The sequence below is a fragment of the Neisseria mucosa genome, from assembly GCA_003028315.1.
GTDB lineage: Bacteria > Pseudomonadota > Gammaproteobacteria > Burkholderiales > Neisseriaceae > Neisseria > Neisseria mucosa.
On sequence record CP028150.1, the window covers coordinates 72,440 to 96,556 of the forward strand.

Annotated in this window: 15 protein-coding genes, 2 tRNA genes, 3 rRNA genes and 4 pseudogenes; 15 read left to right on the forward strand and 9 right to left on the reverse strand. The window is 49.9% G+C overall.

Going from position 1 to position 24,117, the window contains the following annotated elements:
• Positions 1–19 precede the first annotated feature (19 nt).
• From NM96_00390 to NM96_00420, 7 genes are all read left to right on the forward strand, one after another.
• A 16S ribosomal RNA gene (locus tag NM96_00390) occupies positions 20–1,565 on the forward strand.
• Between the two features lie 99 nt (positions 1,566–1,664).
• Positions 1,665–1,741: transfer RNA gene (locus NM96_00395), tRNA-Ile, on the forward strand.
• A gap of 5 nt (positions 1,742–1,746) precedes the next feature.
• Positions 1,747–1,822: transfer RNA gene (locus NM96_00400), tRNA-Ala, on the forward strand.
• A gap of 427 nt (positions 1,823–2,249) precedes the next feature.
• Positions 2,250–5,147 (forward strand): 23S ribosomal RNA (locus NM96_00405).
• A gap of 91 nt (positions 5,148–5,238) precedes the next feature.
• Positions 5,239–5,352: ribosomal RNA gene (gene rrf / locus NM96_00410) — 5S ribosomal RNA — on the forward strand.
• The 16S, 23S and 5S rRNA genes sit together here with 2 tRNA genes alongside, the layout of an rRNA operon.
• Positions 5,353–5,689: 337 nt before the next feature.
• Complete coding sequence (locus tag NM96_00415; protein AVR78037.1) at positions 5,690–5,989, forward strand: topoisomerase; 300 nt, start codon at positions 5,690–5,692, stop codon at positions 5,987–5,989.
• Positions 5,990–6,236: 247 nt separating this feature from the next.
• Positions 6,237–7,244 (forward strand): IS5/IS1182 family transposase, encoded by a 1,008-nt coding sequence (locus NM96_00420; protein ID AVR78038.1) that lies wholly within the window; start codon positions 6,237–6,239, stop codon positions 7,242–7,244.
• On the opposite strand, the pseudogene NM96_00425 reads toward NM96_00420, so the two are convergent.
• Positions 7,213–7,347: pseudogene (locus tag NM96_00425) on the reverse strand (IS110 family transposase). The gene NM96_00420 and the pseudogene NM96_00425 overlap by 32 nt on opposite strands.
• 247 nt (positions 7,348–7,594) lie before the next feature.
• Between NM96_00425 and NM96_00430 the strand changes: the two are divergent.
• The 3 genes from NM96_00430 to ribD all read left to right on the forward strand — a co-directional run bounded on the left by NM96_00430 (position 7,595) and on the right by ribD (position 9,795).
• A complete protein-coding gene (locus NM96_00430) occupies positions 7,595–8,056 on the forward strand; it encodes a transcriptional repressor NrdR (protein ID AVR78039.1) in 462 nt (153 codons plus the stop codon).
• A gap of 22 nt (positions 8,057–8,078) precedes the next feature.
• The gene (locus NM96_00435; protein ID AVR78040.1) at positions 8,079–8,627 is read left to right on the forward strand and encodes a hypothetical protein; all 549 of its coding nucleotides are present in this window, start codon (positions 8,079–8,081) and stop codon (positions 8,625–8,627) included.
• Positions 8,628–8,697: 70 nt separating this feature from the next.
• Positions 8,698–9,795, forward strand: a complete 1,098-nt coding sequence (gene ribD, locus NM96_00440) for a bifunctional diaminohydroxyphosphoribosylaminopyrimidine deaminase/5-amino-6-(5-phosphoribosylamino)uracil reductase RibD (GenBank protein AVR78041.1) — start codon at positions 8,698–8,700, stop codon at positions 9,793–9,795.
• Positions 9,796–9,856: 61 nt separating this feature from the next.
• On the opposite strand, the pseudogene NM96_00445 reads toward ribD, so the two are convergent.
• Positions 9,857–10,741, reverse strand: a pseudogene (locus NM96_00445) (IS5 family transposase).
• A gap of 126 nt (positions 10,742–10,867) precedes the next feature.
• Between NM96_00445 and NM96_00450 the strand changes: the two are divergent.
• On the forward strand, positions 10,868–11,662 hold the full coding sequence (locus NM96_00450; protein AVR78042.1) for a thymidylate synthase: 795 nt from the start codon (positions 10,868–10,870) through the stop codon (positions 11,660–11,662).
• A gap of 59 nt (positions 11,663–11,721) precedes the next feature.
• On the opposite strand, the gene NM96_00455 is transcribed toward NM96_00450, so the two are convergent.
• From NM96_00455 to NM96_00465, 3 genes and pseudogenes are all read right to left on the reverse strand, one after another.
• Positions 11,722–14,640, reverse strand: coding sequence for a hypothetical protein (locus NM96_00455; GenBank protein ID AVR78043.1), 2,919 nt, complete (start codon positions 14,638–14,640; stop codon positions 11,722–11,724).
• A gap of 824 nt (positions 14,641–15,464) precedes the next feature.
• Positions 15,465–16,361, reverse strand: coding sequence for a hypothetical protein (locus tag NM96_00460; protein ID AVR78044.1), 897 nt, complete (start codon positions 16,359–16,361; stop codon positions 15,465–15,467).
• A pseudogene (locus tag NM96_00465) lies at positions 16,330–16,615 on the reverse strand (helix-turn-helix domain-containing protein). Before NM96_00465 ends, NM96_00460 begins: the two are co-directional and overlap by 32 nt.
• On the opposite strand from NM96_00465, the pseudogene NM96_00470 reads away from it, so the two are divergent.
• A pseudogene (locus tag NM96_00470) lies at positions 16,608–16,691 on the forward strand (bifunctional heptose 7-phosphate kinase/heptose 1-phosphate adenyltransferase). The pseudogenes NM96_00465 and NM96_00470 sit on opposite strands and share 8 nt — an antisense overlap.
• Positions 16,692–16,704: 13 nt before the next feature.
• Here the strand turns inward: NM96_00470 and NM96_00475 are convergent.
• Both NM96_00475 and NM96_00480 read right to left on the reverse strand, forming a co-directional pair.
• Positions 16,705–17,874 carry a lipopolysaccharide assembly protein LapB gene (locus tag NM96_00475; protein AVR78045.1) on the reverse strand — a complete coding sequence of 390 codons (1,170 nt, stop codon included), beginning with the start codon at positions 17,872–17,874 and terminating at the stop codon, positions 16,705–16,707.
• A gap of 12 nt (positions 17,875–17,886) precedes the next feature.
• The gene (locus NM96_00480; GenBank protein ID AVR78046.1) at positions 17,887–18,231 is read right to left on the reverse strand and encodes a DUF1049 domain-containing protein; all 345 of its coding nucleotides are present in this window, start codon (positions 18,229–18,231) and stop codon (positions 17,887–17,889) included.
• A 387-nt stretch (positions 18,232–18,618) separates the two neighbouring features.
• Between NM96_00480 and NM96_00485 the strand changes: the two genes are divergently transcribed.
• The 3 genes from NM96_00485 (at position 18,619) to NM96_00495 (ending at position 21,696) form a co-directional block, all read left to right on the forward strand.
• Positions 18,619–19,617, forward strand: coding sequence for a branched chain amino acid aminotransferase (locus tag NM96_00485; GenBank protein ID AVR78047.1), 999 nt, complete (start codon positions 18,619–18,621; stop codon positions 19,615–19,617).
• A 275-nt stretch (positions 19,618–19,892) separates the two neighbouring features.
• Positions 19,893–20,756, forward strand: a complete 864-nt coding sequence (locus tag NM96_00490; protein ID AVR80214.1) for a DUF1275 domain-containing protein — start codon at positions 19,893–19,895, stop codon at positions 20,754–20,756.
• Positions 20,757–21,015: 259 nt separating this feature from the next.
• The gene (locus NM96_00495) at positions 21,016–21,696 is read left to right on the forward strand and encodes a hypothetical protein (protein ID AVR78048.1); all 681 of its coding nucleotides are present in this window, start codon (positions 21,016–21,018) and stop codon (positions 21,694–21,696) included.
• 858 nt (positions 21,697–22,554) lie between these two features.
• Here NM96_00495 and NM96_00500 read toward each other — a convergent pair.
• Positions 22,555–23,424, reverse strand: a complete 870-nt coding sequence (locus NM96_00500) for a lipid A biosynthesis lauroyl acyltransferase (GenBank protein AVR78049.1) — start codon at positions 23,422–23,424, stop codon at positions 22,555–22,557.
• A 129-nt stretch (positions 23,425–23,553) separates the two neighbouring features.
• Entirely contained in the window at positions 23,554–24,102 is a 549-nt protein-coding gene (locus NM96_00505) for a crossover junction endodeoxyribonuclease RuvC (GenBank protein ID AVR78050.1), read from the reverse strand.
• Between the last annotated feature and the right edge of the window lie 15 nt (positions 24,103–24,117).

Here is a 24,117-nt window from a genome sequence, read left to right on the forward strand (position 1 = left end):
AGAAGTTAAAAAGTTAGAGATTGAACATAAGAGTTTGATCCTGGCTCAGATTGAACGCTGGCGGCATGCTTTACACATGCAAGTCGGACGGCAGCACAGAGAAGCTTGCTTCTTGGGTGGCGAGTGGCGAACGGGTGAGTAACATATCGGAACGTACCGAGCAGTGGGGGATAACTAATCGAAAGATTAGCTAATACCGCATATATTCTGAGGAAGAAAGCAGGGGACCATTTGGCCTTGCGCTGTTTGAGCGGCCGATATCTGATTAGCTAGTTGGTGGGGTAAAGGCCTACCAAGGCGACGATCAGTAGCGGGTCTGAGAGGATGATCCGCCACACTGGGACTGAGACACGGCCCAGACTCCTACGGGAGGCAGCAGTGGGGAATTTTGGACAATGGGCGCAAGCCTGATCCAGCCATGCCGCGTGTCTGAAGAAGGCCTTCGGGTTGTAAAGGACTTTTGTCAGGGAAGAAAAGGGCGGGGTTAATACCCCTGTCTGATGACGGTACCTGAAGAATAAGCACCGGCTAACTACGTGCCAGCAGCCGCGGTAATACGTAGGGTGCGAGCGTTAATCGGAATTACTGGGCGTAAAGCGGGCGCAGACGGTTACTTAAGCAGGATGTGAAATCCCCGGGCTCAACCTGGGAACTGCGTTCTGAACTGGGTGACTAGAGTGTGTCAGAGGGAGGTAGAATTCCACGTGTAGCAGTGAAATGCGTAGAGATGTGGAGGAATACCGATGGCGAAGGCAGCCTCCTGGGATAACACTGACGTTCATGCCCGAAAGCGTGGGTAGCAAACAGGATTAGATACCCTGGTAGTCCACGCCCTAAACGATGTCGATTAGCTGTTGGGCAGCATGACTGCTTAGTAGCGAAGCTAACGCGTGAAATCGACCGCCTGGGGAGTACGGTCGCAAGATTAAAACTCAAAGGAATTGACGGGGACCCGCACAAGCGGTGGATGATGTGGATTAATTCGATGCAACGCGAAGAACCTTACCTGGTCTTGACATGTACGGAATCCTCCAGAGACGGAGGAGTGCCTTCGGGAGCCGTAACACAGGTGCTGCATGGCTGTCGTCAGCTCGTGTCGTGAGATGTTGGGTTAAGTCCCGCAACGAGCGCAACCCTTGTCATTAGTTGCCATCATTAAGTTGGGCACTCTAATGAGACTGCCGGTGACAAGCCGGAGGAAGGTGGGGATGACGTCAAGTCCTCATGGCCCTTATGACCAGGGCTTCACACGTCATACAATGGTCGGTACAGAGGGTAGCCAAGCCGCGAGGTGGAGCCAATCTCACAAAACCGATCGTAGTCCGGATTGCACTCTGCAACTCGAGTGCATGAAGTCGGAATCGCTAGTAATCGCAGGTCAGCATACTGCGGTGAATACGTTCCCGGGTCTTGTACACACCGCCCGTCACACCATGGGAGTGGGGGATACCAGAAGTAGGTAGGGTAACCGCAAGGAGCCCGCTTACCACGGTATGCTTCATGACTGGGGTGAAGTCGTAACAAGGTAGCCGTAGGGGAACCTGCGGCTGGATCACCTCCTTTCTAGAGAAAGAAGAGGTTGTCGCATTCACACTTATCGGTAAACTGTAGAAGATGCGGAAAAATGCTTGAGTGAAGACAAGGTTCGCTTAAGAAGAGAATCCGGGTTTGTAGCTCAGCTGGTTAGAGCACACGCTTGATAAGCGTGGGGTCGGAGGTTCAAGTCCTCCCAGACCCACCAAGAACGGGGGCATAGCTCAGTTGGTAGAGCACCTGCTTTGCAAGCAGGGGGTCATCGGTTCGATCCCGTTTGCCTCCACCAATACTTTCCAAATCAAAGCGAGTTAAAAAGGCAGTGTGACTGCTTTCTTTTTTTCTAAAGAGAAGTCTGCTGACGAATTAGTTTGACGGAAAAAGAAAGGCTGCTATAATAATCAGCTCATTTTGATTTGCGAAGTAAATAGCAATATTGAACGCATCGATCTTTAACAAATTGGAAAGCCGAAATCAACAAACAAAGACAATGTGTCTGTTTTTGATGATTGACCGATTGCAAACGGTCAGTTGTCTCCTGAACAGGAAAAGAAAAACAGGTACAGTATTTGGGTGATGATTGTATCGACTTAATCCCGAAAGACAAAAGGCGGGATTAAGACACAACAAGCAGTAAGCTTTATCAGAGTAGGAAATTCAAGTTTGATATTCTAGTCAACGGAATGTCAGGCAAAGTCAGAGAAGTTCTTGAAATGATAGAGTCAAGTGAATAAGTGCATCAGGTGGATGCCTTGGCGATGATAGGCGACGAAGGACGTGTAAGCCTGCGAAAAGCGTGGGGGAGCTGGCAATAAAGCTATGATCCCGCGATGTCCGAATGGGGAAACCCACTGCATTCTGTGCAGTATCCTAAGTTGAATACATAGACTTAGAGAAGCGAACCCGGAGAACTGAACCATCTAAGTACCCGGAGGAAAAGAAATCAACCGAGATTCCGCAAGTAGTGGCGAGCGAACGCGGAGGAGCCTGTACGTAATAACTGTCGAGATAGAAGAACAAGCTGGGAAGCTTGACCATAGTGGGTGATAGTCCCGTATTCGAAATCTCAACGGTGGTACTAAGCGTACGAAAAGTAGGGCGGGACACGTGAAATCCTGTCTGAATATGGGGGGACCATCCTCCAAGGCTAAATACTCATCATCGACCGATAGTGAACCAGTACCGTGAGGGAAAGGCGAAAAGAACCCCGGGAGGGGAGTGAAATAGAACCTGAAACCTGATGCATACAAACAGTGGGAGCACCCATGTGGTGTGACTGCGTACCTTTTGTATAATGGGTCAACGACTTACATTCAGTAGCGAGCTTAACCGAATAGGGGAGGCGTAGGGAAACCGAGTCTTAATAGGGCGAACAGTTGCTGGGTGTAGACCCGAAACCGAGTGATCTATCCATGGCCAGGTTGAAGGTGCCGTAACAGGTACTGGAGGACCGAACCCACGCATGTTGCAAAATGCGGGGATGAGCTGTGGATAGGGGTGAAAGGCTAAACAAACTCGGAGATAGCTGGTTCTCCCCGAAAACTATTTAGGTAGTGCCTCGAGCAAGACACTGATGGGGGTAAAGCACTGTTATGGCTAGGGGGTTATTGCAACTTACCAACCCATGGCAAACTAAGAATACCATCAAGTGGTTCCTCGGGAGACAGACAGCGGGTGCTAACGTCCGTTGTCAAGAGGGAAACAACCCAGACCGCCAGCTAAGGTCCCAAATGATAGATTAAGTGGTAAACGAAGTGGGAAGGCCCAGACAGCCAGGATGTTGGCTTAGAAGCAGCCATCATTTAAAGAAAGCGTAATAGCTCACTGGTCGAGTCGTCCTGCGCGGAAGATGTAACGGGGCTCAAATCTATAACCGAAGCTGCGGATGCCAGTTTACTGGCATGGTAGGGGAGCGTTCTGTAGGCCGATGAAGGTGCATTGTAAAGTGTGCTGGAGGTATCAGAAGTGCGAATGTTGACATGAGTAGCGATAAAGCGGGTGAAAAGCCCGCTCGCCGAAAGCCCAAGGTTTCCTACGCAACGTTCATCGGCGTAGGGTGAGTCGGCCCCTAAGGCGAGGCAGAAATGCGTAGTCGATGGGAAACAGGTTAATATTCCTGTACTTGATTCAAATGCGATGTGGGGACGGAGAAGGTTAGGTTAGCAAGCTGTTGGAATAGCTTGTTTAAGCCGGTAGGTGGAAGACTTAGGCAAATCCGGGTCTTCTTAACACCGAGAAGTGACGACGAGTGTCTACGGACATGAAGTAACCGATACCACGCTTCCAGGAAAAGCCACTAAGCTTCAGTTTGAATCGAACCGTACCGCAAACCGACACAGGTGGGCAGGATGAGAATTCTAAGGCGCTTGAGAGAACTCGGGAGAAGGAACTCGGCAAATTGATACCGTAACTTCGGGAGAAGGTATGCCCTCTAAGGTTAAGGACTTGCTCCGTAAGCCTCGGAGGGTCGCAGAGAATAGGTGGCTGCGACTGTTTATTAAAAACACAGCACTCTGCTAACACGAAAGTGGACGTATAGGGTGTGACGCCTGCCCGGTGCTGGAAGGTTAATTGAAGATGTGAGAGCATCGGATCGAAGCCCCAGTAAACGGCGGCCGTAACTATAACGGTCCTAAGGTAGCGAAATTCCTTGTCGGGTAAGTTCCGACCCGCACGAATGGCGTAACGATGGCCACACTGTCTCCTCCCGAGACTCAGCGAAGTTGAAGTGGTTGTGAAGATGCAATCTACCCGCTGCTAGACGGAAAGACCCCGTGAACCTTTACTGTAGCTTTGCATTGGACTTTGAAGTCACTTGTGTAGGATAGGTGGGAGGCTTTGAAGCAGAGACGCCAGTCTCTGTGGAGCCGTCCTTGAAATACCACCCTGGTGTCTTTGAGGTTCTAACCCAGACCCGTAATCCGGGTCGGGGACCGTGCATGGTAGGCAGTTTGACTGGGGCGGTCTCCTCCCAAAGAGTAACGGAGGAGTTCGAAGGTTACCTAGGTCCGGTCGGAAATCGGACTGATAGTGCAATGGCAAAAGGTAGCTTAACTGCGAGACCGACAAGTCGAGCAGGTGCGAAAGCAGGACATAGTGATCCGGTGGTTCTGTATGGAAGGGCCATCGCTCAACGGATAAAAGGTACTCCGGGGATAACAGGCTGATTCCGCCCAAGAGTTCATATCGACGGCGGAGTTTGGCACCTCGATGTCGGCTCATCACATCCTGGGGCTGTAGTCGGTCCCAAGGGTATGGCTGTTCGCCATTTAAAGTGGTACGTGAGCTGGGTTTAAAACGTCGTGAGACAGTTTGGTCCCTATCTGCAGTGGGCGTTGGAAGTTTGACGGGGGCTGCTCCTAGTACGAGAGGACCGGAGTGGACGAACCTCTGGTGTACCGGTTGTAACGCCAGTTGCATAGCCGGGTAGCTAAGTTCGGAAGAGATAAGCGCTGAAAGCATCTAAGCGCGAAACTCGCCTGAAGATGAGACTTCCCTTGCGGTTTAACCGCACTAAAGAGTCGTTCGAGACCAGGACGTTGATAGGTGGGGTGTGGAAGCGCGGTAACGCGTGAAGCTAACCCATACTAATTGCTCGTGAGGCTTGACTCTATCATTTGAAGAACTTCAAATAAAAAGCTTACTGACTGATCCAGTCATCACCGAATATATTGATTAAGGCTTTGCCGATTTGTACAGTTTAAGTTTGGCGGCCATAGCGAGTTGGTCCCACGCCTTCCCATCCCGAACAGGACCGTGAAACGACTCAGCGCCGATGATAGTGTGGTTCTTCCATGCGAAAGTAGGTCACTGCCAAACACCTATCCTAAGCCCCCGACAGATGTCGGGGGCTTTTACTTTGTATTGTTTCGGTTTGGCGAATATCATTACCCTGTATGGCGGCGGTGGAGTGGGGTAATATTCCGGATGATCCGGTTGCAGAAGGATGGGCTTTATTGATGTGGGAGGAGGCCGCTCCGGAATTGAAGTAAGTTGGAGAATGTTGCAGAATAAATACATTTGGGGATAGTGAAGTTGGAAATATTTAAAATTGTTTGAATTAAAATGATGAGAAGCATATGATAATAAAATATTTAGTGGTAACGCCTCCACGGCGGTGCCGTCCATATTAATGAAATGATAGGAAAACGCCCTTATGAAAAAATTCCTCTTTGCCGCACTCTCCGTTTTGACTGCCTCGCTGTCGCTGGCCGCCGTCAACATCAATACCGCCTCTTCTTCCGAATTGGAAGCCCTGCCCGGCATCGGTCCGGCCAAAGCGAAAGCCATTGTGGACTACCGCCAGCAGCACGGTGCCTTCAAATCAGTGGAAGAGCTCAAAAACGTTAAAGGCATCGGCGAGGGTATCTTCTCCAAACTGAAGGCCGAAGCAACCGTCGCGCCCGCACCTGCAAACACAAAAGCTAAAAACGCCGTCCCATTATCTAAAAAATAAACCTATCCACGTATTCGTGAAATTGTAGGTGAATACAATGGCCAAACTAAAAAACGTCCAATCCCGGAAGGGAGCGGGCGTTTTTGTTTGTTGAAATAATCTTGTTACCGTGGAACAGAGTGGGACCTTTTCAAAATATCCCTCTTCATTGTTTCATCTAACAACCGAAATCGAAACACGGATTGAGACCTTTGCAAAATTCCCCAAAATCCCCTAAATTCCCACCAAGACACTTAGGGGATTTTTCATGAGCACCTTCTTCCGGCAAACCGCACAAGCCATGATTGCCAAACACATCGACCGCTTCCCACTATTGAAGTTGGATAAGGTGATTGATTGGCAACCGATCGAACAGTACCTGAATCGTCAAAGAACCCGTTACCTTAGAGACCACCGCGGCCGTCCCTCCTATCCCCTGTTGTCCATGTTCAAAGCCGTCCTGCTCGGACAATGGCACAGCCTCTCCGATCCCGAACTCGAACACAGCCTCATCACCCGCATCGATTTCAACCTGTTTTGCCGTTTTGACGAACTGAGCATCCCCGATTACAGCACCTTATGCCGCTACCGTAACTGGCTGGCGCAAGACGACACCCTGTCCGAATTGCTGGAACTGATTAACCGACAACTGACCGAAAAAAACCTAAAATTAGAGAAGGCATCCGCCGCCGTCGTTGACGCCACTATTATTCAGACCGCCGGCAGCAAACAGCGTCAGGCCATAGAAGTCGACGAGGAAGGACAAGTCAGCGGCCAAACCACACCGAGTAAGGACAAAGATGCCCGTTGGACAAAGAAAAACGGCCTCTACAAACTCGGTTACAAACAGCATACCCGTACCGATGAGGAAGGCTATATCGAGAAACTGCACATCACTCCTGCCAATACCCATGAGTGCAACCATCTGTCCCCTTTGTTGGAAGGCATTGCCGAAGGCACGACCGTCTATGCCGACAAAGGCTACGACAGTAAGGAAAACCGGCAACATCTGAAAAAGCATCAGTTGTTAGACGGCATTATGCGCAAAGCCCACCGCAACCGTCCGCTGACGGAAGTGCAAACCAAACGCAACCGATATTTGTCGAAGACCCGTTATGTGGTCGAACAAAGCTTCGGTACGCTGCACCGTAAATTCCGCTACGCCCGGGCAGCCTATTTTGGTCTGCTCAAAGTGAGTGCGCAAAGCCATCTGAAGGCGATGTGTTTGAACCTGTTGAAAGCGGCTAACAGGCTAAGTGTGCCTGTTGCCGCCTAAAAGGCGGCCCGGATGCCTGATTATGGGGTATCCGGGGAGGATTAAGGGGGTATTTGGGTAAAATCAGGAGCAATTAGGGGCGGAAATAGACGAAAACCTGTGTTTAAGTTTCGGCTGTCGGGGGAAAGGCTTTTTTGCAAAGGTCTCAGACTCTTCATTTTGAAAACGGTATTGAGCATAAATGCTGATAATTCATGTTATTTCAAAGATTTCTGCTGGGGGATTTTTGGGATTGAAAGTGGCTTTACAAAAGTTTTGTACTTTATGAGCTGTTAATAAACCCACCGACTATACGGGAATAGCTCAATCGGCTACAATTCCGTTTCACAAACAAATAAATTCAAAAACTTATGAAATGTCCGTTTTGTCAGCATCCCAATACTCAAGTCACTGATTCGCGGCTCTTGGAAGAGACGAACAGCATCCGCCGCCGCCGCCGTTGCGTGGAGTGCGGACAGCGGTTCAGTACGTTTGAAACGGTCGAAATGCGGATGCCTCAGGTGATTAAATCCAACGGTACGCGCGTGGCGTTTAATCCGCACAAGCTGAGAACCAGTTTGGAACGGGCTTTGCACAAACGCCCGATCGCCCAGGAAAAAATCGATGAAACGGTCGCGCTGATTGAGCAGCGTCTGTATCAGTCGGGCAACAAGGAAGTGCCGTCGCGCATGGTGGGGGAAATGGCGATGGAGGAGTTGGCAAAAATCGATCAGGTCGCCTATGTCCGTTTTGCTTCCGTGTATAAAAGTTTCAACGACGTGTCCGAGTTTACTCAGGCAATCGCCACGCTGGTGCAGACTGACGGGAAATAGGTCGTCTGAAAGCGGTGTGTTGATGATGAAGAGGATGTTTATGAAAAGAGTTTTATCCGTAGCCGCCGCACTATTCTGCCTTGCCGCCTGCAGCCCCGAACAGGGCGATGCGGTGTCGAAAGCCGCCTCCGATACGGTTCAAACGCTGACGAGCATGGACGGCAAAATTTCCATCTCTGTTCACAACAGCCACTTCACCGACATCATCGCCGATTCCGCCCGCCATCCGAAAAACGTTCCCGCTTCCAACCTGATTCTGCTCCAACACGACCCTGAAGCGCGCATTACCATTTATGCGGCGAACAACGGCCCGGCGCAAACGGATGCCAAAACCTATTTCGCCGAACTCAAAACCGCCCTGCAATCGGACGAGACTCAAAATGTCCGCGTCGGCATCGCCACCGACAACCGCATGAATTACCAAACCGACCGCGAAGACCGGCAAGGTACGTTCAACCAATACTGCATCGCCATTCACGAGGCCAATATTTATACCGTTTGCGCGTACAGCCATCATGCAAGTCAGAAGGAATTGTCGGAAGTATTGAAAGAATTGAGCTTGTCGCGTTAATGCTTTGACGAACGGAATACGGCGAAAGAAAAGGTCGTCTGAAAACGGAAAACTTTAAGAAACCTAAGTTATGTTTGATTGTATTGATACCCAAATGATGCAAAACGCCCTTGCCCTTGCGCGGCTCGGGCGTTTTTCCACTTCCCCCAACCCGCGCGTCGGCTGCGTGATTGCACACAGCAGCCAAATCGTCGGGCAGGGGTTTCATGTCAAAGCGGGCGAACCGCACGCCGAAGTGCATGCACTGCGGCAGGCGGGCGAAATGGCGCGCGGGGCGACGGCTTATGTGACGCTCGAACCGTGCAGCCATTACGGCCGTACGCCGCCCTGCGCCGAAGCCCTAATCGGCTCGGGCGTGTCGCGTGTGGTCGCTGCCATGACCGACCCCAATCCTTTGGTGGCAGGCAAAGGTTTGGCAATGCTCGAAGCCGCAGGCATCCGCACCGAAAGCGGTTTGCTGGAAACCGAAGCGCGCGAACTCAACCGCGGTTTCCTCTCCCGTATCGAACGCGGCCGCCCGTTTGTCCGTATCAAATGCGCCGCCAGCCTGGACGGCAAAACCGCGCTCGCCGACGGACGCAGCTACTGGATTACCGGCGAAACCGCAAGGGCGGACGTACAAACCTTGCGCGCGGAAAGCTGCGCTGTCCTGACCGGCATCGGCACGGTGCTTGCCGACAACCCGCGCCTCAACGTCCGCGCCTTCCCGACCCTGCGCCAACCTGCGCGTATCGTGTTGGACAGCAAACTGCAAACGCCGTTGGGCAGCCACATAATTTCAGACGACCTCAGCCCCACCGTCATCGTAACCACCGTTGATGATGAAGAACGCCTCAAACCATACCGCGCGTTCAGTCATATCCGCATCTTGAGGTCGTCTGAAAACGCTGACGGACGTATAGACCTTGCCGCACTGCTGCCCCGGTTGGCAGAACTGGGCTACGGCGAAATTATGGTCGAAGCGGGTGCGACGCTGACCTCCGCCTTTATCGAATCAGGCTTGGCAGACGAAATCGTGTTGTACCAAGCGCCGAAAATCTTAGGCGAAGGCAGAAGCCTGCTTACCCTCCCTGCTAACCCCGCCGTTTTGACTTCGGAAGGCGAGTGGGAAAGTCGTTCGGTAGAGCTGATCGGGCAGGACGTAAAATGGGTTTTGCGTAAAAAATAGGCTGCCTTGTAAACCAGAAAGGTCGTCTGAAAACTGATTTTGGGTTTTCAGACAGTCTTGATTAACGGTGCAGCGTACCGAAGCTTTGTTCGATCACATAACGGGTCTTCGACAAATATCGGTTGCGTTTGGTTTGCGCTTCCGTCAGCGGACGGTTGCGGCAGGCTTTGCGCATAGTGCCGTCTAACAACTGATGGTCTTCCAGATGTTGCCGGTTTTCCTTACTGTCGTAGCCTTTGTCGGCATAGACGGTCGTACCTTCGGCAATGCCTTCCAACAAAGGGGATAGATGGTTGCACTCATGGGTATTGGCAGGAGTGATGTGCAGTTTCTCGATATAGCCTTCCTCATCGGTACGGGTATGTTGTTTGTAACCGAGTTTGTAGAGGCCGTTTTTCTTTGTCCAACGGGCATCTTTGTCCTTACTCGGTGTGGTTTGGCCGCTGACTTGTCCTTCCTTGTCGACTTCTATGGCCTGACGCTGTTTGCTGCCGGCAGTCTGAATAATGGTGGCGTCAATGACGGCGGCGGATGCTTTCTCTACTTTTAGGTTTTTTTCGGCCAGTTGTCGGTTAATCAGTTCCAGCAATTCGGACAGGGTGTCGTCTTGCGCCAGTCAGTTGCGGTAGCGGCATAAGGTGCTGTAATCGGGGATGCTCAGTTCGTCAAAACGGCAAAACAGGTTGAAATCGATGCGGGTGATGAGGCTGTGTTCGAGTTCGGGATCGGAGAGGCTGTGCCATTATCCGAGCAGGACGGCTTTGAACATGGACAACAGGGGATAGGCGGGACGCCCTCGGTGGTCTCTAAGGTAACGGGTTCTTTGACGATTCAGGTACTGTTTGATCGGTTGCCAATCAATCACCTGATCCAACTTCAATAATGGGAAGCGGTCGATGTGTTTGGCGATCATGGCTTGTGCGGTTTGTTGGAAGAAGGTGCTCATGGGAAATCCCCTAAATGTTGTATAAACAACGCGGTGATTTCTTACACCTTGGTATTCCTGTTCCGTTGAATCCTATACAATACACCCTATAATCTCTCGAATAACATACATCCTTAAAGGACACCAATGAAAGCCTACCTTGATTTAATGCGTCATGTTCTCGAAAACGGTACCGATAAATCCGACCGTACCGGTACAGGCACTCGTTCGGTGTTTGGTTATCAAATGCGCTTCGATTTGAGTCAAGGCTTTCCGCTGCTGACTACCAAAAAGCTGCACTTGCGCTCGATTATCCATGAGCTGCTTTGGTTTCTCAAAGGCGATACCAACATCAAATATTTGAAAGATAATAATGTTTCCATTTGGGACGAATGGGCGGACGAAAATGGCGACTTGGGGCCTGTGTACGGCTACCAATGGCGCAGTTGGCCTGCCCCCGACGGTCGCCATATCGACCAAATTGCCAATGTGGTGGAACAAATCAAGAAAAACCCTGATTCCCGCCGTCTGATTGTGTCGGCATGGAATCCCGCGTTGGTAGACGAAATGGCATTGCCGCCTTGTCATGCGCTGTTTCAGTTTTACGTTGCCAACGGCAAATTGTCCTGCCAGCTTTACCAACGCAGTGCGGACATTTTCCTCGGCGTACCGTTCAACATTGCCAGTTACGCGCTGTTGACCATGATGGTCGCCCAAGTCTGCGGGTTGGAAGCAGGAGAATTTATTCATACCTTCGGCGATGCGCATCTGTACAGCAACCATTTCGAACAGGCAAAACTGCAATTGAGCCGCGGCACCCGTACGCTGCCGGTGTTGAAAATCAATCCGGAAGTCAAAAACTTGTTTGCATTTAAGTTTGAAGATTTCGAGTTGGAAGGCTACGACCCGCATCCGCACATCAAGGCCGCCGTGGCAGTGTAGGATGGAAAATAGCTAAAAGGTCGTCTGAAATTTCAGACGACCTTTTGATTACGGCGGGTTTATAGGATGCCGTTGGTGTGCACGTGGTCTTCTGTTACTGGTAAGGTTTTATGCTGGTAGGAATAGACGGCATCTTGGATGGTGTTGATGTTTTTGCTGACGCTGACTAATACATCAGACATGCTGACGTTGCTGCCTTTGGTATTGACATTATCAAGCGTATCGCCGTTATGGGTGTTGGAGTTGGCATAAACATCAATATCCGATTCATAACGCAGCCAGGTTTTGTAGATTTGGCCTTTGATGTCGGTTACCAAGGTATTATTTGCCATATTTAAATTAGCATTAACCTTACCATCCCCGGTACTGCGGACTTCAACGATACCGTTATCCAGGTGTCCGTGTAGCGACAGGGTATTATTGGTAACGTTATATTCCTTGGCATTTGTACGCATAAAGGCAAATTCAGCATAACCGCCGGATTCTTCACGAACGGTAACGGCGTTGTTGTTTAGCGTAACCGAGCCATGCATCGGTACGTCGGAGTGATGTTCTTCAATATAGAAAGGAACAGCTCCGCTCTTTATTTTGCCAATATCAGCAACATTATCACTGATGTTGATGGTGCTGGTACCGATACCTTTTTCATGAGTTTGCGGGGCGTAGGTATCATTGATAACCGCCATCAGGTATTTGGTGGATTCGCCACTGATTTTGTTACCGGTAATGTTTAGTGTGTAATCCATTTTTTGTTCATGGTTACGGAATTCGATACCGTAGGTTTGGATATTGTCTTTATAGACCTCCAAGTTATTGATTGTGTTGTTGCTGATGTCAAAATAGCCTTTATCTTTACTGTGTAAGTCCCGGCGTTGCGTATTGGTCTGTACTTGGATACCTGAATACATATGGTAGTCGTATCCCGGGGTGTCATCGACGGCAAGACGGAACGAAGTGTCCTGTGTAATGACATTACCGGATATTTTGACGTTGTCCAGCGAGAATTGGCGGTTATAGACGGCAATCCCGTACAGGCGGTCGCCATTTAATGTGTTGTTTTCAATCAAGACGTTTGTGCCATCATGTACATCCAAACCTTTCCGATAGTTGTGATCTGTTGTGTTTTTACGGTAGGTAATCCCGTAGTTGTAGCTACCTGCAGCGGCAGCCATACCATAGCCGGTACCGCCATCATCTTGGTGTCCGTTCCAAGATAAGAGATTGCCTTCTCCAAGGAAATTCTTCTGATAGGAAACCAGAGCACCGGCAACGCGGTTGTGGTGCAGCTTGGAATCAATAATACGGTTGTTTTCACCTAAAGGCAGTGAATCGTATTTGTCGTCGATGGAACCGTTGGCAACGCGATCTTTATAAGACAGTTTATAGCCGGCTTCACGCATGAGTGCGGCGGTAGAGGTAAAGGTTACGCCTGCACGGTTTGCACCGGATACTTCCACTTTGCTGATCAGGGTGTTGTCTGCATCGTTGACTAAAATACCGTTTACTTTACCGAAGTAGCTTAAATCTTTCCGGTAGAAGTCAGCATTGGTATATCGAACCGATAGGTCGGCAATCGTTTTACCATTTTGACCATCCACCAAGATACCTGCAAAGGCACGAACATCGTCGTGGTTGGTGTTGGAATTGAATATGCCGACTTGGGCTTTGTCGAAGTTAATCTGGGTTTTACCCATACCCGAACCGAAGATGCCTTTAACGCCGGAGGTATTATTGTCGATAACGATTTGATCAGAAATGTAATAAGTACCGTCCATAAACAGCATGGCTTTTTCTTTGTGGGCGGCTTCGAGTGCAGCTTTGATGGCAGTCAGACTGTCTTTTTTACCTGTAGGATCCGCACCGAAATCATTTACATTAATGTAGCGACCATATTGTTTGGATTCATATACTTTATAGTCGCCGGATTCCGATTGTTTGCCTTCGGCAGGATTATGGATATGGGCAGTCGCAGTCGTTCCTTTTTCAGCAGCAGGTTGCGTAGGAGAAACATTTTTGTTGTTTTGGTGTTGTGTTGCATTATTATTGTCATCGGAAAGGTCGGTTACTTTGCCGGTGTTGTCTTGTGCCGGCAGCGTACTCTTGCCGACATGGGATTTATCGGATGATGGGTTGTCTGTTTTAGAGCCGGTATTTTTTGCAGGTTTGCTCATTTCTTCTTCGTTTGAAGAATGATTGCCCAGTTTATTTTCCGAATGTTTGATTTGTTCTGCACGGTTTTTTTCTGCCAGCTCGGCTTTTGCAGCAGCATCAGCAGCTTTACGGGCCGCTTCTGCCTTTTCGCGAGCACTGATGATGGCTGCTTTACGATCGATTTCTCGTTTTTGTTCCAAAGCTACACGTTCGGCTTCAGCTTTTTCTCGGGCTGCTTTGCGCTCGGCTTCAGCTCTTTCCTGAGCGGCCTTTTTCTCGGCGGCGGCTTTTTTCTCGGCTGCGGCCATGGCAATCTTATGCGCAATTTCGGCTCTTTCCTGAGCGGCTTTTTTCTCGGCTGCGGCTTTTTTCTCGGCTGCGGCCATGGCAATCTTGTGCGCAATTTCGGCTCTTTCCTGAGCAGCTTTTTTCTCGGCCGCGGCTTTTTTCTCGGCTTCGGCCATGGCAATCTTATGCGCAATTTCGGCTCTTTCCTGAGCGGCTTTTTTCTCGGCCGCGGCTTTTTTCTCGGCTTCGGCCATGGCAATCTTATGCGCAATTTCGGCTCTTTCCTGAGCGGCTTTTTTTTCGGCTGCGGCTTTTTTCTCGGCTGCGGCTATGGCTGCTTTATGTGCTGCTTCAGCTCTTTCTTGTTCTGCTTTTTTCTCGGCAGCAGCTTTGGCTTGGGCAAGCAACTGGGTTTCGAAAGGCGTCAGTTTGGCTTTATTCATAGAAAACTTGGTTGGCTGCATATTTGAGGTATCGGTAATGTTGGTTTCGCCATAAGTTTGCTTCGGTAGGGCGGTAGCGATATTTATTCCACCCATTGAGTGTTCGAAAATCAAAGCGTTTAGTGTAGAAGAAGTCGTTTGCCCTTGTCCTGTTGTGTTTGAGATCGCAGGAGATGTGTGGATGGTAGTTTGCCCATGATTAGCGAGTGCAGACAGAGTTTGTTTTGACATAATTTGTATTTCCCATGTTTGAACATTACGGATTCATACCCGTAGCAATGTAACGATATGGTGTTCCTTTTATCAAATAGAGGAGTTTCCCTGTGTAAGAAAAATACTGCTTGCGGCAGAAGTTTTCGACTAAAAACCGATTTAAAGGTTGTTATCTTCAATCGGGCGGGCCGTATCTATTCGTTTTTCTGATGGTGTGTTGCCTTAGAGAATAAGGAAAACCTTTTATGGTTCGGACTCCGGCCGTTTTGATTGTTTGTTGCATATCTAGACGGTCGAACCTCTTATCATTTCATTCATTCACGTTATCTGTACTGTATTTTGGGTTATTTAGGTAATTTAACCTAGATTAAGTAAGATTGCGAGATTGTTTATTAGTTCACTGTAACCAGAATAAATGTTCCTTTTTGACTGGGGAAGTGAGCTAATATTCGAAATGAGTAATTGAGAGTAATTCTAGCATGACAAATAAGAAAATGATAAGTTCATAATGAAATATTTGGGTTGGAAATTTAATATATTGAAAATATTACAAATTATATTTAGTAATTAATTTGAGAAAGTAGATTTTTTCGAAAAAACTGTTGTTTTTTGTACCGCTTGGCAAGATAAACTACCGTTTGTTTGTGAAAAAAGGTCGTCTGAAACTTGAACTGGCCCCCAAATCTTGGACACTCATAAAAGCCTATTCAGGCGCTCTGTGCAAGCTGGGTTCTGTATGCGACAGGACTCAGCTTTTTCAATTTCAAACTGCAACGCTCCCGGTTGTAGTAATCCATATAGTCATCTATCTGCTTCATCAATTCATCTACTGTCAATTCACCTGCGTTATAGAAACACTCCGTCTTTAACACCGCAAAGAAGCTCTCCATCGGCGCATTGTCCCAACAGTTCGCCTTTCGCGACATGCTTTGAACCATGGAATGCTCCGCAAGCAATTCCCTATACCCCGCCGTACGGTACAGCACACCTTGGTCGGAATGCAGCATTGTTCCCTTATCAGTCAGACGGGGTGCGGCTTTTTCGAGCATTTCCTTCACCATTTCGCTGTCGGCTCTGCGGCTCATGGCGTAGGCGACGATCTCGCGGTTGAACAAGTCCAAGATTGGCGAGAGGTACAGTTTGCCGTCCTTCCCTTTGAGTTCGGTAACATCGGTCAGCCATTTTTCGTTGGGCTTTCGGGCTTTGAACCGGCGTTTGAGGAGGTGTTCCGATATCTCGCCCATGGCGGGATGGCGGTAGGCTTTTTTCGCCCGTATGAGGGCTTTCAGTTCCAACTGCTTCATCAACCGCGCCACTTTTTTGCGGTTCCAACCCAATGCTGCGGCAATGCGCCTTTGCCCGTAGCGTCCTTTATGCCGCCGGTAGGTTTCGACAAGGAGGGCTTTGTCGGCTGCGTCGGGGTCGGGTCGGTCTTGGTGGTGGTAGTAAAAGCTGCTTTTGGGCAGGTTTGCAATGTGCAGCAGGTATTTGAGCGGGTGTTGCGCCCTCAGTGTTTGGACGGTTTGGCTTTGTCCTTTGCGGTCCGCTTTTGGCTGAGGGCTTTTAACTCCTTTAGGTAGGCGACCTCTGCGCGCATATAGCACAACTCTTCAATAAGCTCTGCCTGTGTTTTTTCTTGGTCGGGTTTATCTGCGATGAAGGGGTTTTTGCGGTGTTGGGGCATGGTTTTGGATTGGGGATGTTCGAGTGCGCCGATACCGCCTTCTTGATAGGCGCGTATCCATCGTCTCAGGTGGGTTCGGGAAATGCCGTAGTGGTCTGCGGTACGCTGTTGGCTGCGTATATGCAGGTAGTGGAGTACGGCTTGGTATTTGAAGTGTAATGTATATTTGCTCATAAAAAAACTGCACCTTGTGAGTTGGAGGGGATGTCCAACTTTTGGGGTGCAGTTCAACTTTTTTCAGACGACCTTTTTGTTGGTTTGCTTCACACTTCGATTTTATTGGGCGTGAAGGTTTCCCATTTGTTGCAGGCGGGGCAGTGCCAGAAGAAGACTTGGGATTTGAAGTGGCAGTTGCGGCAGCGGTACATGACGCTGCGTTGGAGTTGGCGGCCGATGACGGAGCGCATCATGTCGGCGTCGGCTTTCCATGCGGGATTCATGTCGCTGATTTTCAAACCGAGCAGGCGGTATACGCCGTTGAGGTCGGGTTTTTGACGTACGAGGTCGATGGCAAGTTGGGCGGCTTCGCTTTCGCCTTTGAGCAGAAGGGCTTTTTCGTAGATGACGTTGATGAGGTCTAAATCGGGGAAAGTCTGCATGTAGCCGATGAGCCGATTCAACCCTTCTTCCTGTTTGCCTTGGGCGGCGTAGGCTTCGTAGAGTTTTTCGCCGACCATGCTCAGGTAGGCATGGTTTTGCTGTTCGATGGCGCCGTATGCCTCGACAGCGGCGGGGAAATTGCCCTGTTTGGTTTCGATGTCGCCCAAAATCATGTTGGCGCGGGCGCATTTTTTGTTGGCGTCCAAGGCTTTCTGGACGTTGTAACGGGCGGCGTCAAGATTGGATTTGAACAGCGCGGTTTGGGCAAGTTCGCAATAAAACTGTGCAATTTCAAATTGGTAGGTCTGCTCGTCGTGGCTGAGGAGCTGCGCGGTTTCGATAGCTTTTTCCCAGTCGCGGTCTTGCTGGTAGATGCTGAGCAGGTGTTGACGGGCTTCGCGCGCCATGTTGCCTTCCTGCAAGCCGATGAAGATTTGTTCGGCACGGTCAACCAAGCCTGCGCTTTGGTAGTTTTGCGCGAGTTCGAACAATACCCGCGCGCGTTTTTCGTTGACGGTATCGGGCGAGTCGAGCAGGGCTTGGTGCATATTGATGGCTTTGTCGTTTTCGCCGCGCTGACGGTAGAGTTTGCCCAAGGTCAGGTTGAGGTCGTAAGACTGTGGCTGCTGGTCAATGACTTCCGCCAGTTCGCGGGCGGCACGGCCGCTGTTGCGGTCAACCAATGCGTCCAGACTTTTGTAAAAGCCGGCAGGCACGCTTTTCGCCTGTTTCAACACGGTTTTCATGTCGATACGGGCGGCAAACCAGCCCATGGCGAAGAAGACGGGCAAAAGGGTAATGGGCAGGAGGATGACCCACAATTCGTTGTCCATGTGATTCCTTTTTTAAGGCTTGGGCGTTTGTACGGGTTGTTTGGCAGGGGCAGTCGTTTGCGGTGCGGGTTGCTGCGGTACGGGGGCGGCAAGGTCTTTTTCGCTCAAATGCGCGTGTTTTTTGACTTCGGCACGCAGGCGGTTGTTTTCGCTGCGCAGCGCCAAAAGTCTGCCGAACAGGGCGAACATGCCGAACACGATGCCGATGACAAACGCACCGAAGAGGACGACAATCAGCGGTAAATCGGCTTTCTGACCGGGCAGGTAGTGGAAGGCGACGCTATCGGTATTGATGACGGCGAGCAGTAAAAACAATAATAAAATGATGACTTTGATAATGGTGTAAATCAGTTTCATGGATGTCTCCGGCGGTATGCCTGTCGGAAAGTTTTGAAAAGGTCGTCTGAAAATTCAATAGGCGGTCGATAGGGATTCCGTTTCCGAATCCGTTTGCCGCAGATGCGACTTAGTTTAAACGATTTGGATTGTTTCGGATAGGATGTGCGGCAGTTTTCAGACGACCTTAGGCTTCATTATATATATGTAGTACACGGTAGGCATGATTGCTGACAATTCGTATGCGTATCGGAATGGATGGTTTTCCGTATTTCGTTATCAGGCAAGGGCTTGGGCGAAAGCTGTTTGCGAAACAAGTATTCGGACTTGTCAAAACCATCCGTACAGGCGTATCTTTCAACTTTTAATATCTAAACAGAACCAAACAGAATAAGAAAGGCAATCACCATGAGCAGAACCGTACCCGCCGTGTTCGGCAGCGTCTTCCACGCCCAAATGCCCGTTATCGCCCACAAGGACGGCAAATGGCAGCCGACCGAATGGCAAACTTCCTCAGACCTCACCCTCGCACCCGGCGCACACGCCCTGCATTACGGCAGCGAATGCTTTGAAGGCTTAAAAGCCTTCCGTCAGGCAAACGGCAAAATCGTCTTGTTCCGTCCGACGGCAAACATCGCCCGTATGCAGCAAAGCGCAGACATTTTGCACCTGCCGCGACCCGAAACCGAAGCCTATCTGAATGCACTGATCGAATTGGTCAAACGCGCCGCCGATGAAATTCCCGATGCGCCTGCAGCGCTGTATCTGCGCCCGACGCTCATCGGTACCGACCCTGTTATCGGCAAAGCCGGTTCACCGTCCGAAACTGCGCTACTCTATATCCTCGCTTCTCCGGTCGGCGACTATTTCAAAGCCGGTTCGCCCGTGAAAATTTTGGTTGAAACCGAACACATCCGCTGCGCACCGCACATGGGCCGCGTCAAATGCGGCGGCAACTACGCTTCTGCCATGCCTTGGGTACTGAAGGCAAAAGCTGAACATGGTGCAAATCAAGTCCTGTTCTGCCCGAACGGCGACGTACAGGAAACCGGTGCGTCCAACTTTATCTTGATTAAAGGCAACGAAATCATCACGAAGCCGTTGACCGACGAATTCCTCCACGGCGTAACCCGCGATTCCGTGCTGACCGTAGCCAAAGACTTGGGCTACACCATTAGCGAACGCAATTTCACCGTGGACGAACTCAAAGCCGCAGTCGAAGAGGGCGCGGAAGCGATTTTGACCGGTACAGCCGCCGTTATCTCGCCCGTTACTTCTTTCGTTATCGACGGCAAAGAAATCGAAGTGAAGAGCCAAGAACGCGGCTACGCTTTGCGTAAAGCCTTAACCGACATCCAATACGGTTTGGCGGAAGACAAACATGGCTGGTTGGTTGAAGTGTGCTGATTTGATTTTGTATTGATGCAATCGGTGGAAAGGTTGTCTGAAAAGGATAAAATGCTTTTCAGACAACCTTTTTTATGGCTAATGGAAATAGAAAAATTCCTGCCTGCCGTCATTTTTCATCGGTGGTAGGTACAACACCTTAATATTGTAGATTTTTGATGGCGGGGTCGTCTGAACATACTGTTCGGATGATGGATTAATTTTAATCGGAAAGGTGTTTACTTGCCTTGCATCCATTATTGCAAAAGGGATAACGTTATATGGAAGAACCGCAAATACACCTACGACGCGATAAGCAGATCAGGCTGCATGACAAGCGGCGGCATGCCCCGCCGTTTTGGCAGGCAGACAGGCCGTATCTGCACGAACACCATATTTCCGATGCGCGCTTCCGCAGGTTGGGTTACATCATGGCGATGTTGGCGGGTGCGATCAATGCGGGCGGTTTCTTTGCGTTTTCACGTTATACGTCGCACGTTACCGGCTCGATGTCGCTGCTGGCGGACGCTGTTTATCTGCGCGAATGGGTAACGGCGGCGGTGGCTTTAATCAGCGTGTTGTGTTTTGTGGTCGGTGCGGCGCATTCGGGCTGGGTGGTTTTATGGACGCAGCAGAAACGGTTTCGCGGCAGCTTCGGTTTTTCCATGTGGCTGGAAGCGGTTTATCTGTTGATATTCGGCTTGTTCGGTCTGACGGCATCGAAGTGGAACATCGGGGATGGGAATTTGGTTTTCCCGTCGTTGGCTTTGTTTTTAATGTGTTTCATCATGGGAATGCACAATACGGTGATGACGCTTTTATCCGGCGGTGCCATCCGTTCGACGCACATGACCGGCACGGCAACCGACTTGGGCATCGAGCTTTCGCGCGCGCTGTATTATTCGAAAAAACATCATCCGCGCCTGCCGCATGTGCGTGTCAATAAGCCGAAGATGTGGCTTTTGGGCGGATTGATGTGGTCGTTTTTGTTAGGTGGTGTGATTGGTGCATGGGGCTATCATCAGATAGGACACCATTTTGCCTTGCCGGTCGCGCTGGTGTTGTTTGTGTTGGGCGCGGGATCGGTCGATTACGATGTGCGTTTGAGGCTGAAATATATGTTGATAAGGTATGTCCGCGGCCGTTATGGGAAAAAATAGGTGTTGCAAACGCCTTGAGGAACCAAACTTCATTACGGTAATCTTACTGAATACGCAGAATAGAAAACCGAAATGTCAGTTTGCGGTCAGTTAGGTAATATCGGGTTAAGCGAGATTTACTACGCCGCAATCTTGGCTATCATGCTGCTTCAATCTGTTTGGAAGGGTTTGCAGCCCGCCGAAACATCGTTGAAATACATCAAGCCGCTTTTCAGGCGACCTTCTGTGTCGGAGCGGTATTTTTTGAAAGGACATCTCAATGAAATTCTTGAAACCTCTGACCGTTGCCGCGTTAGCAATCCCTTTGGCACTGACCGGCTGTGTAACCGATCCTGTAAGCGGACAACGCAATGCCAGCAAAACCGCCATGTACGGCTTAGGCGGCGCGGCAGTGTGCGGCATCGTCGGTGCACTGACCCACGGCGGCAAAGGCGCGCGCAATTCCGCGTTGGCATGTGGTGCGATTGGTGCGGGCGTAGGCGGCTACATGGACTACCAAGAGAAAAAACTGCGCGAAAACCTGAAAAACACCAACATCGAAGTGGAACGCCAAGGCAACCAAATCAAGCTGGTGATGCCTGAAAACGTCACCTTCGCCACAGGCAGCGCGGCATTGAGCGATCAGGCGCGTAACGCTTTGGCGACCGCCTCCGAAACGCTGGTGCAATACCCCGACACGACCTTGACGATTAACGGTCATACCGACAACACCGGCAATGACGCCATCAACGAACCGCTGTCCCGCAACCGCGCACTTGCCGTTGCCGATTACCTGCAATCCCGCGGAGTGAACGGCTCGCGCCTGACCACCGCCGGCTACGGCTCACGCCACCCGATTGCATCTAACGCCACAGCCGAAGGCCGCGCCCAAAACCGCCGCGTTGAGATTTTGATCAATCCCGATCAAAACGCCATCAAAGCAGCGCAACAACAAATGTAATAAGCTATCCGTCTGCAGATAAAGTTTAAAGGTCGTCTGAAACAAAATCAGGTTTCAGACGACCTTTTATATGGAAGTAATGCGGGCCGGATGTCCGAATACCTCAAGACAATTTGAGGTCGGAGGCAATAATGAAATGGTGGAAATGTAGGAAACAAAAAAAGGAGGCAATCCCCCACAGGATTGCCCCAATACCTCAAATCAGAGATTTACGCTTCACAAACAATACAGGCTTTCGCCTGCGGCTTTACCTGCACGGCTCAACTCCGTGCGGGTAAACTTTTGCTCCGAGGGAGTGAGGCTCGGAACATCCGCTGCAAACTAAGGAGCTTGCTACGGGAAACCAGAGTATCGTATTTGCCAGTAGGGCTGTAATTCGATGTAGTGAAATTTACGCTAAATTTTCAGGTTTGCCAAGAGGGGGATATGATTTTTTTATGCTGTTTTTGTATTTGCAATATTTCAAAAAATCTAAATTATTTAAAATTATATGCTATTAAATTAATATTTATATAAAAATAAGAATCATATTTTCATAACTTTGGAATTATATTCTTGATTGTGTGGTTAATGATATTAATTTGGATAAAATGTTATTTTATAACTTTTTGATTTTAAATGAAATTAAATTTAATATATTAATTAAAAAGTTATATTATCTTTACGTTTTGAGGATATGGCTTGGGGATTCGACTGCACTTTAGGTTAATTAGGGTTAAATCTCTATTTTATCCAAAGAGTTAATGTGAAAAATTCTCAATTGAAAATTTGTTACTATCGTCGTTAATTTTTGATTTAATAGAAATGATAAAAGCCCGAATATGACGGGCTTTGCTTTTTGTTGTAACTGTATGTAATTCAATAAAATCCCTGTTCGCCTTCGGGACGGGTTTTGAAGCGTTTGTGTAGCCAGAAATATTGTTCGGGATTTTCCCTTGCCCGCGCTTCGATAAAGTCGTTCATGCGTTGGGTGTCGGCTGCAACGTCGTCTGAAGGGAAGTTTTCCCATGCCGGATAAAAGCGCAGCGTAACGGTGTTGTCGGCATTGCGCGTGGGGATGGCGGGGATGACTTTGGCTTTCGTCATGCCGGCGATGCGGCTTAAGCCTGTAATCGTGGCGGTGGGGATGCCGAAGAAGTTGACGAAAATGGAGTCGTTGCGGCCGAAATCTTGGTCGGGCAGGTAAAGGAAGGGGGCGTCGCTTTTGCGCAGTTGCTTGATAATCGCGCGCAGGCCTTCGGTGCGGCCGATGAGGAAGACGTTGTTGTAGCGGTGGCGGCCTTTGAGGATTTGTTCGTCCAACGCTTTGTTTTTTTGGTGCGAATACATGCTGGTCAGCGGCACGTCCTGATTGAGGGTGTAAACCGCCATTTCAAATGCGGTGAAATGCGGATAAAGCAGGATGACTTTTTCTCCCGCCGCGAGTGCGTCGTCAAGATGGTGTTTGTCTTGATAATGCACAAACTTGCGCAGTCTGTCTGCGGGTGCGTACCAATACAGGCCGTATTCGAGCATCAGCTTTGCCATGTGCTGAAAATGGCGTTTGAGCACGGCTTCGCGCTTGTCTTCGCTCCATTCGGGAAAGCATTTTCTAAGGTTGGTCTCGCCGACTTTGCGACGCGGTTTGACGGCGTAATAGGCGAGGATGCCCACTGCGTCGGCGATTTTGTGTATGGCTTTGAAGGGCAGGAGCTGGATGAGGTAGAGGAGGAAAAAGGCGGCTTTCATGTCGTCTATTGAGGAATGGGGCGGGAAAAAGGGAATTATAACGGAAAGGTCTGTTGTCTAGTCAGAGAGTAGGAGTCTGAGTAAACTTGTTTTGGCTAAACCTGCTATGCTCTTTTTCAGACGACCTTTTCACCATTGGAAGCGTCCCCGTTTGACTTTCATTGCTTTCGGGTTCAACTGTGCGGCAAGTCCGTGGTTGCGCAGGGCATGGGTCAGGGCGACGGCGAGGCCGTCGGCGGCATCGGATTGGGGCGTGCCGGAAAGGGAGAGCATTTGTACGACCATGTGCTGTACTTGCTCTTTCGCTGCTTTGCCTTTACCCACGACGGCCTGTTTGACTTGCAGGGCGGTGTATTCGGATACGGGCAAGCCATGCATGACCAATGCTGCCAATGCCGCGCCGCGCGCCTGTCCGAGCATGAGTGTGGAGGCAGGATTGACGTTGACGAATACCTGCTCCACGGCGGCCTGTTGCGGCTGGTAAGTTCGGACGATTTCATCGATATGGCGTACGATGACGGCGATGCGTTCCGACAGCGGTGCGTCAGGAGGAGTTTTGATGCAGCCGGATGCGATGTAGAAATGCTCTCGGCCGCGGACGTCGATGATGCCGAAGCCGGTTACGCGGCTGCCGGGGTCTATGCCCAGGATGCGGGTGGTTTGTGAAGCGGAAGTCATGATTATGCTGTTGAG